Source organism: Otoolea muris (assembly GCF_943193115.1).
In the GTDB taxonomy this organism is placed as follows: domain Bacteria; phylum Bacillota; class Clostridia; order Lachnospirales; family Lachnospiraceae; genus Otoolea; species Otoolea muris.
In genome coordinates, this window is sequence record NZ_CALPCY010000061.1 from 20,959 (window position 1) to 27,970 (window position 7,012).

The 7,012-nt window shown below is 48.2% G+C and carries 8 protein-coding genes; 2 read left to right on the plus strand and 6 right to left on the minus strand.

Going from position 1 to position 7,012, the window contains the following annotated elements; genetic code table 11:
- Positions 1 to 3: 3 nt before the first annotated feature.
- The 5 genes from NFS31_RS22820 to NFS31_RS22840 form a co-directional block, all read right to left on the minus strand.
- A complete protein-coding gene (locus NFS31_RS22820; RefSeq protein WP_251500403.1) occupies positions 4 to 1,125 on the minus strand; it encodes a glycosyltransferase family 4 protein in 1,122 nt (373 codons plus the stop codon).
- 10 nt (positions 1,126 to 1,135) lie between these two features.
- Positions 1,136 to 2,542, minus strand: a complete 1,407-nt coding sequence (locus NFS31_RS22825; protein WP_251500404.1) for a sugar transferase — start codon at positions 2,540 to 2,542, stop codon at positions 1,136 to 1,138.
- 67 nt (positions 2,543 to 2,609) lie between these two features.
- Entirely contained in the window at positions 2,610 to 2,837 is a 228-nt protein-coding gene (locus NFS31_RS22830) for a hypothetical protein (protein WP_251500405.1), read from the minus strand.
- A complete protein-coding gene (locus tag NFS31_RS22835; RefSeq protein ID WP_251500406.1) occupies positions 2,834 to 3,355 on the minus strand; it encodes a transcription termination/antitermination NusG family protein in 522 nt (173 codons plus the stop codon). Before NFS31_RS22835 ends, NFS31_RS22830 begins: the two co-directional genes overlap by 4 nt.
- Before the next feature lie 390 nt (positions 3,356 to 3,745).
- Entirely contained in the window at positions 3,746 to 4,303 is a 558-nt protein-coding gene (locus tag NFS31_RS22840) for a transcription termination/antitermination NusG family protein (protein ID WP_251500407.1), read from the minus strand.
- 538 nt (positions 4,304 to 4,841) lie between these two features.
- On the opposite strand from NFS31_RS22840, the gene NFS31_RS22845 reads away from it, so the two are divergent.
- Together NFS31_RS22845 and NFS31_RS22850 are read left to right on the plus strand one after the other, a co-directional pair.
- Positions 4,842 to 5,045 carry a hypothetical protein gene (locus NFS31_RS22845; RefSeq protein ID WP_251500408.1) on the plus strand — a complete coding sequence of 68 codons (204 nt, stop codon included), beginning with the start codon at positions 4,842 to 4,844 and terminating at the stop codon, positions 5,043 to 5,045.
- Positions 4,985 to 5,791, plus strand: coding sequence for a PD-(D/E)XK nuclease family transposase (locus tag NFS31_RS22850; RefSeq protein ID WP_251500409.1), 807 nt, complete (start codon positions 4,985 to 4,987; stop codon positions 5,789 to 5,791). The genes NFS31_RS22845 and NFS31_RS22850 overlap by 61 nt, the downstream gene beginning before the upstream one ends.
- Positions 5,792 to 6,105: 314 nt before the next feature.
- Here NFS31_RS22850 and NFS31_RS22855 read toward each other — a convergent pair whose 3' ends face one another.
- Complete coding sequence (locus tag NFS31_RS22855) at positions 6,106 to 6,330, minus strand: hypothetical protein (RefSeq protein WP_251500410.1); 225 nt, start codon at positions 6,328 to 6,330, stop codon at positions 6,106 to 6,108.
- Positions 6,331 to 7,012 lie beyond the last annotated feature (682 nt).

Sequence of the window (7,012 nt, forward strand, 5' to 3'; positions counted from 1 at the left end):
GATTCAACATCCTGCGCTCAGATAGATTGCCCTCATTTTTTCCATAACCGCTTTATCCCCATATTCCCTGACTGCTTTTTGGTTGTACGCCCCCATCTGTTTTCTCTTTTCCGGGCTGGCGGCCAGAAAGTTTATTTTTTCCATATACTCCTGTTCCGATCCGGCATACCAGCCTCCCTTTCCCTCGCGGATCAAATCCGTATTTCCCCGTATTCGCCCCACCACACACGGCAGGCCGCTGGCCATGGCCTCCATCAGCGATACAGAAAGCCCTTCCCTGAAGGACGGGAATACAAATATGTCAGCCGCCGCATACCAGCCGTTTACATCGTGCCGGTAGCCCAGCAAATGTACATTTTTGGCAATGCCAAGCCCTTTGATCAGATTTTCAAGATACTCGTGTAATTGTCCGCTGCCGGCGATCGCGTAATGAAGATCCTTCCGCCCCATTTTTGCCAACATGCGAATGATTGTTTCATGATTCTTGTTCTGGTTCAGTTCACCGACGGAAAGTAACATCGTATCATTTGTCCTGCATCCAATCTCATCCCTTTTCTTTTGCCGATCCACACAGCAGGCCCCGAATTTCTCCAAATCCACTCCCACTCCCGGCACATATTCCACCTTCCCGGCATGCATATGTTTCCCCGCAAATCCGTAATCTTCTTTATTTATGGTAATCAGGATGTCAGTCCAAAAAGAGCAAAGCCACTCAGCCGGAAAATAGACAAGCCAGTTCATCAGGGGCGCGCCCCTGTAAAAATGAAAGCCATGCGCCGTATAAATCACCTTCGTCCCCTGTCTGCGGGCGCTTTTTGCCGCTATTCTGGCCAGTATTCCCCCCACCGGCGTATGGCAGTGGATGATATCATATCCGCCGTCCTCCAAAATATCTTTAAGCATCCGGTACGCCCTGATATTTTCCGGGCTGAACGGGGATCTGGAGAAAGGAATGTCATAATATGTATCACAGCAGGGGATCCTGCAATCCTCCGGATTCTCATAATCATTGCGCGCGGCAACCGCTGTCTTCCATCCCATTCCCTGAAACAGTCTCAGGTATGGGATATGGAATTCCATAATATGCAGTTTTACAACCGTCGCTACAAAAATCACTTTTTTCATTTCCCGCGCCTCATCCTGTCTTTTCTTTATAAGAAGCCAATGAATTCTTTACCCTGCCTTCCTCTCCCGTTGCCGCAATCTGTCCTTCCCCAACTCCTTCCGTGCTCTCCTTCATAAATAAAATCTGTACGGTCCGGAACATAATCTCAAAATCCTGTTTCAGGCTGTAATTCTGGATATACATCAAATCCAGCCTCAGCTTGTCATATGCTGTCGTATTATATTTCCCGTACACCTGCGCATATCCGGTCAGCCCTGCCTTTACCTTCAAACGGTACATAAACTCCGGAATCCGGTCTTCATACTTTTCTGCAAGCTCCGGCCGTTCCGGCCTTGGCCCAACAATGCTCATATCCCCTTTTAAAATATTAAAAAGCTGCGGCAGCTCGTCTAAGCGGAGCGCCCGTATGACCCGGCCGGTCTTTGTTATCCTCTCATCCCTCTCCCCAGCCAGCCTCGCTATACCGTCTTTTTCCGCATCCTCCCGCATACTGCGGAATTTATACACGAAAAACTCCTTCCCTCCCTGTGTCAACCTTTTTTGCCTGTAAAGCACGCTTCCGCCGTCCTCCGCCCTGATACACAAAGCAACCGCGCCCATAATGGGCAGGGCCGGCAGCAGCGCAATGCCTGAAAACAGGATGTCAATCATCCGCTTTACAAGCTTTTGCTCAAACGTCAGCCCAACATTCCTCGACAAAAGGATCGGAGTGTCAAACAAGTGCTGGCTTTCCGCGCTGCGGATTAAAATATCCGATATCTTCGGGCTTGTATACGTCCTGACCGACTTTTCATAGCAGTATTTCAGAATCTTATTCCGAAACGGCGTCGGGATATCCCCGATCACCACGCCTTCATACCGGCTGATTTTTTCCGCAATCCGCTCCATCCCCTCTGAAATATGTATAGTCTCGCAAATGACAAACCGGTCCGCCCGGCTGTGGAATTTCCCTGCCAGACCCGTATTCGGGCGATCCCCGTAAACCATCAGGACCCGCCTCGGCGGATAAGCCCGCAGGTAACAGCCCGTGCTCCACATTCCCCACGCGCAGGCAAATACACACTGCGCCAGGAACATCAGAAGCAGCGGCCAGAATACCTGAAACTTTTTTGTCAGCAGGGTAATCACCACATACATCATTGCATTTGCAAAAAGAAGGCTTAATCCCTGTGAGTAAATCAGATGGAACGCCTTTAAAGCCCCTATTTTCCACCCGCTGTACATATGGGCAAAGAGAACCAGAAACAGGACATAAAAGGCCGCCATCAGCCAGTTCCCTTTTCTCTGGAAGGGCTTTTCCATCAGGCCGCTGTAGCGGCTCATCCACACGAAATAAAACATCCCTGTCTCTGCCGCCAGAAAAAACACGGACAGCAGGAACCGGAGCATCCGTTTGTACTGTTCCCTTTTTTGCATTTGTAACCACTCCTGCCTTTTCATTGTCTGCCGTTTCCATCATTTCCCGAAAATTCCGCCATTTCCGCTAAAGATACAATTTCCCGTAACAGGATTTACAGAGCTGCCCGGCCCCTTCCATATAAAAACGCCTCTGGCTGATATCCAGCCCTGCCGGAATGTCGGTTTCTTTTTTGCACAGGACACAGCGCTCATACCCATGGAGGGGATTCCCACTTGGGATCTCCCCGCCCCCGCCGAACCGTCCCTTCGCCGCCGGCATCCGTATCCGCTCCCTTTTCCTGCCCATCTTCATCGCTGTCTGTCTCCCTCCAGGCGGATCCCGATGGGAACCCGCCTCATTTCCCCTAAAAACGGGATCTCGATCACAACCACCCGCTTCCGCAGCCTTTTTTTCACAATTCTGCCCAAATTGCTCCTGAGCACGCCTTCTGCCTTTTCTATCTCCCCCGCCTCATTCACCCTCACCAAAACCCGCCGGATCACATACTCCGGATCCGCGCCAATCAAATCCCGCAGGAACCGCTCTTCCTCCCTGTCCACGGTCCAGAATGATTCTTCGCTGCGCAGCAGCTTTGTCAGCTTCGGGACACGCTTCAATTCATAAAAAAATGCCTCCGGCGCGTCGGTTTCGATAAACACATACGACGGGAACAGCGGCTCCGTGTGAATCTTAAGCTCCCCGCCCAGCCTCCATACGCATTCATGCCGGATCACAAAGCACCGGCGATAGCTGCGTTCCATCAGCATTTTGCGGATCACGCCCGCTGTCTCCATCTCTTTTCCGGCGCTGGTCTGAATCACATACCACATAACGCTTATCTCCTGTCCCAGGCCCCCAGTGCTCCATCCGGCCGAATAGATCACTGGGGCGTGTTTGTAAAATGTTTTCCGGCAAATATGCTTTCTGGCAAATAATACAGAATGGATTTTCACAATGATTCAGATTGTCTGAACTGTTGCGAATGTTTAGTCTCCAAGGCGGGGGAGAGAGGGCATGCTCCGCCCTTCCGGCGCGGATATACCGGTTCCGCCCCGGAGCGCAGGCAGCCAGCCGCCCCTTTACAAAAGGCGCCTGTCTGCTTTGCCTTATAATCCATCATTCCGCGCCCCATGGCATAAACCACAGGCCGCTTTCCTGATTTGTTTTTACGGGCATTCCATTTGGCAGCCCTGCATTCCTCAAAACGAAACGGTCCCCATCTATACCGCCGGCCTGCCGGAACAAACGCCCCCATACCCGCCGGGCATCAGAGGATCCTGTTCCAGCGTCACGCCAAACAGCACGGGCTGGACCCGCCCAAACAGCTCCACCTGCGCCAGCGCAAACCGTTTATGCAGGTTCAGCTTGATGATCCGGTTTACATAGCCGCTTAAAATCCCGTCCGCCCGGATAATCCGGTTATCCCCGCCGAGCGTCAGCCGGGTCACCCCCATGGGCCGTTCCAGATCTCTGCCGCATATGTTCTCCAAAAATGCCAAATCCGCGGCTTCCACGGGAGTGATGGACAGAAACTGCGGGAAATCCCGGGAGCATTTCAGCTCCTTATCAAGCGCCCCGGGACAGGCCGTCCTGACAAACACATACCCCGGAAACAGCACGCCTTCCAAAAAGCGCAGCGCCCCGCCGGAGCGGAATACCTTTATTTTCCTGAGAACCCGGCACTCCTTAAAGAGGCCGGGCGTTACGGCCCGCTTTATAAGATCAGCGGCCTCCTGTTCCCTTCTCGGAACAGTCTTTAACACATACCATTGCTCCATCTGACATACCTCTTCTGGCGTTACCGCCATCTGTGGATTTCGTAGAATATCTAAATCTACGAAATCCGGCATGTGAAAACTTTTTATAAAATCTGATTGTTTTATCTGGAAAATGAAATTAAGAAATCTATAAAGATATTTATTGAAATATTTAAACATTTCTGATAGAAAATCCCATTGAAATAACGGAAGAAGCGTAGTATAATGGAGAAAAATTTCTTAGATTTAGATATTCTACGAAACATGGCTTATCATGTCTGTATCTTAGGCGCTCATTTAAAGTAACCAGAAGCCTGTCCGCCGGTTTTTGCATACGTCACTTGCACTGTTCATCCAACCTTTTCTGACAGAATCACTATCAAAATATCCGTATATCCAATACCCGATTCCGTATTTGATTTTACAATCCAGCGTCTGGATAAAACTAAATGTTCCGATTGATTTAGCCTGGATTTCAGGGTATAATGCCAATGAGGCCATATACCTTTTGGGAATGGCTTTTGCGTTTCCTGCCATACGAAAAGGAGATTTATGGCCGATGGATACGGAAATAAAAAATGCGGTCAGCGCATTGTCGGAATTAACTGTTGATGAAAAATCAGGAATCATAAAAACGGAATATAGTATTTCGTTAGATGATAAATTTGCACATTTTGATATCTGGAAAGGACTGGTAATAAAATGGATGCCGCCAACGGATTACAATACAGCCAGAAGCATCAGGAAGACCTTCAGCGATTGAAGAACTTCCGGCTATTGGACGATGATTTCTGCACAAAGGTATTTGAAGATATTGAATGTGTGGAGCTGTTACTGCGTATCATATTAAAGAAAGACGACCTGAAAGTGACCGAAGTACATTCCCAATATAATATGAAGAACCTCCAGGGACGTTCCGCAAGGCTCGATATATTTGCCGTTGACAGCGCCGGGGACGCGCTGAACGTCGAAATACAGCGCAGTGATCGGGGCGCAATCCCAAAACGGGCAAGATACCATTCCGGCCTGATTGATGCGAATGTCACAGAGCCGGGGGATAAATATGAGAAGCCTCCGGAATCTTTTGTCATTTTCATTACTGAAAATGATGTGATAGGGGCAGGGCTTCCCATCTACCATATCAACCGCTTTGTAGAGGAAACCGGGAATCATTTTGGGGATGACGCCCATATTATCTATGTAAATTCGCAGATCCAGGATGAAACCACATTGGGACGGCTCATGCATGACTTCTCATGCGCCGACCCGTCTGATATGAATTATAAGATACTGGCTGACAGGGTGCGCTACTTTAAAAGCGACGAGGAAGGAGTGTTGATTATGTGCCGTATGCTGGAGGAAATGCGGAATGAAACAGCGTTGGAAACAACAAAGGAATTTGCCCTCCGCCTGATCATCAGGGGGAAAGATACTCTCGAAGAAATTGCAGAAATCACCAAACTGCCGCTGGCAGAAATAAACCATTTAAAGGAAACACAGCAAATTTAGTCCCTACGCCAAATTTTATTATGGAACTATTCACTGATAGAACGAAAAAGGAGAAGCTCCGGCTATATGCCCTATGAGAAATACAATTCGCTGCTTTTTTGTTTTTTGTATCTTTTTTATCTGGCAAAACATTTCCTGATTCTTTGCAGTCAACACCCCTGCTGAAAAACAGCGGGGTTGCTGACCCTCGCGTCAGTCGCCAAATGTGCATGCAGGCATGCCCGCCTGGTTCGTTGCCCGCGGGAATCAAAAAAGCCCCGGAGTAAACCAGAGCTTTTAAAGCATTCCCAAACAATGTTTTCAATTTTAAAGTGTCAGATTCGTTCTCCCTTTCCCTTATGGGGATGTTGTTTCGCATATTCCAGAGCCTCTGCCCTGAACTGTCCGGGACTCATTTGATCAAAATACTCTCTCTGCCATGTTGTATAATCAAAGCTTTCCCTTTTAATCGTGGCAATAAAGCGCTCTGCATTTACGATCCCCAGCTTTTCAGCCAGACAGGCCAGCCCCATGTCCATGAGCTCCACCGTACTGTACATTACATGCCTCCTTCCAGCCTTCTGATAAATTCACATGGCGAAACCAGGCTTATCGAATCTGCCTGATATTTTAGCAGACGATCGTCTGTTGTAATGAAATAATCACACCCTGCCAGAATAATACGACTCATTGGAATCCATAAAATCACTGTTCGTCTCTCTCTTTTGGAGAAGCCGTGTAAATAAAAAAATTATACTATACTTTCAGGATGGTTTCAATTAGAAACTGTTAAGAAATAATTTTTTAATAGTGCGCAGGATTTTTCTTCGGGAGCGCTACTCAAAATAATTTTGCCAATGAATTAAGCCGATAAGGATCGGACAGGAGGCCTCCTATGCCACTTATTACGAAAAGCTAATTATCCTGAAAAATCACATCCGAGAGCCTGTTACAAAATATTTGGGCAATGAATTTTCGGTATAATTGTATATCCTGATGATGAAACTCATAACTGATTCATCATTGGAGCGCCCCGTATTTCAGATACTATGATAGTGCGCCCATCACCTGCATCTTCCGTAAATACCAGAAAAAAGCTGGGTTAAGCCATACGGCCGGGGATTGGAAGACTCTTCACGGCATGAGGCGCGGGATTGGAACACGTATAGCAGGAAAAAAAGCTGGATAAATATCTTTTTTATATTGACCGCAAAGGCAGCAGGCCGCAAATGTCTATCGATA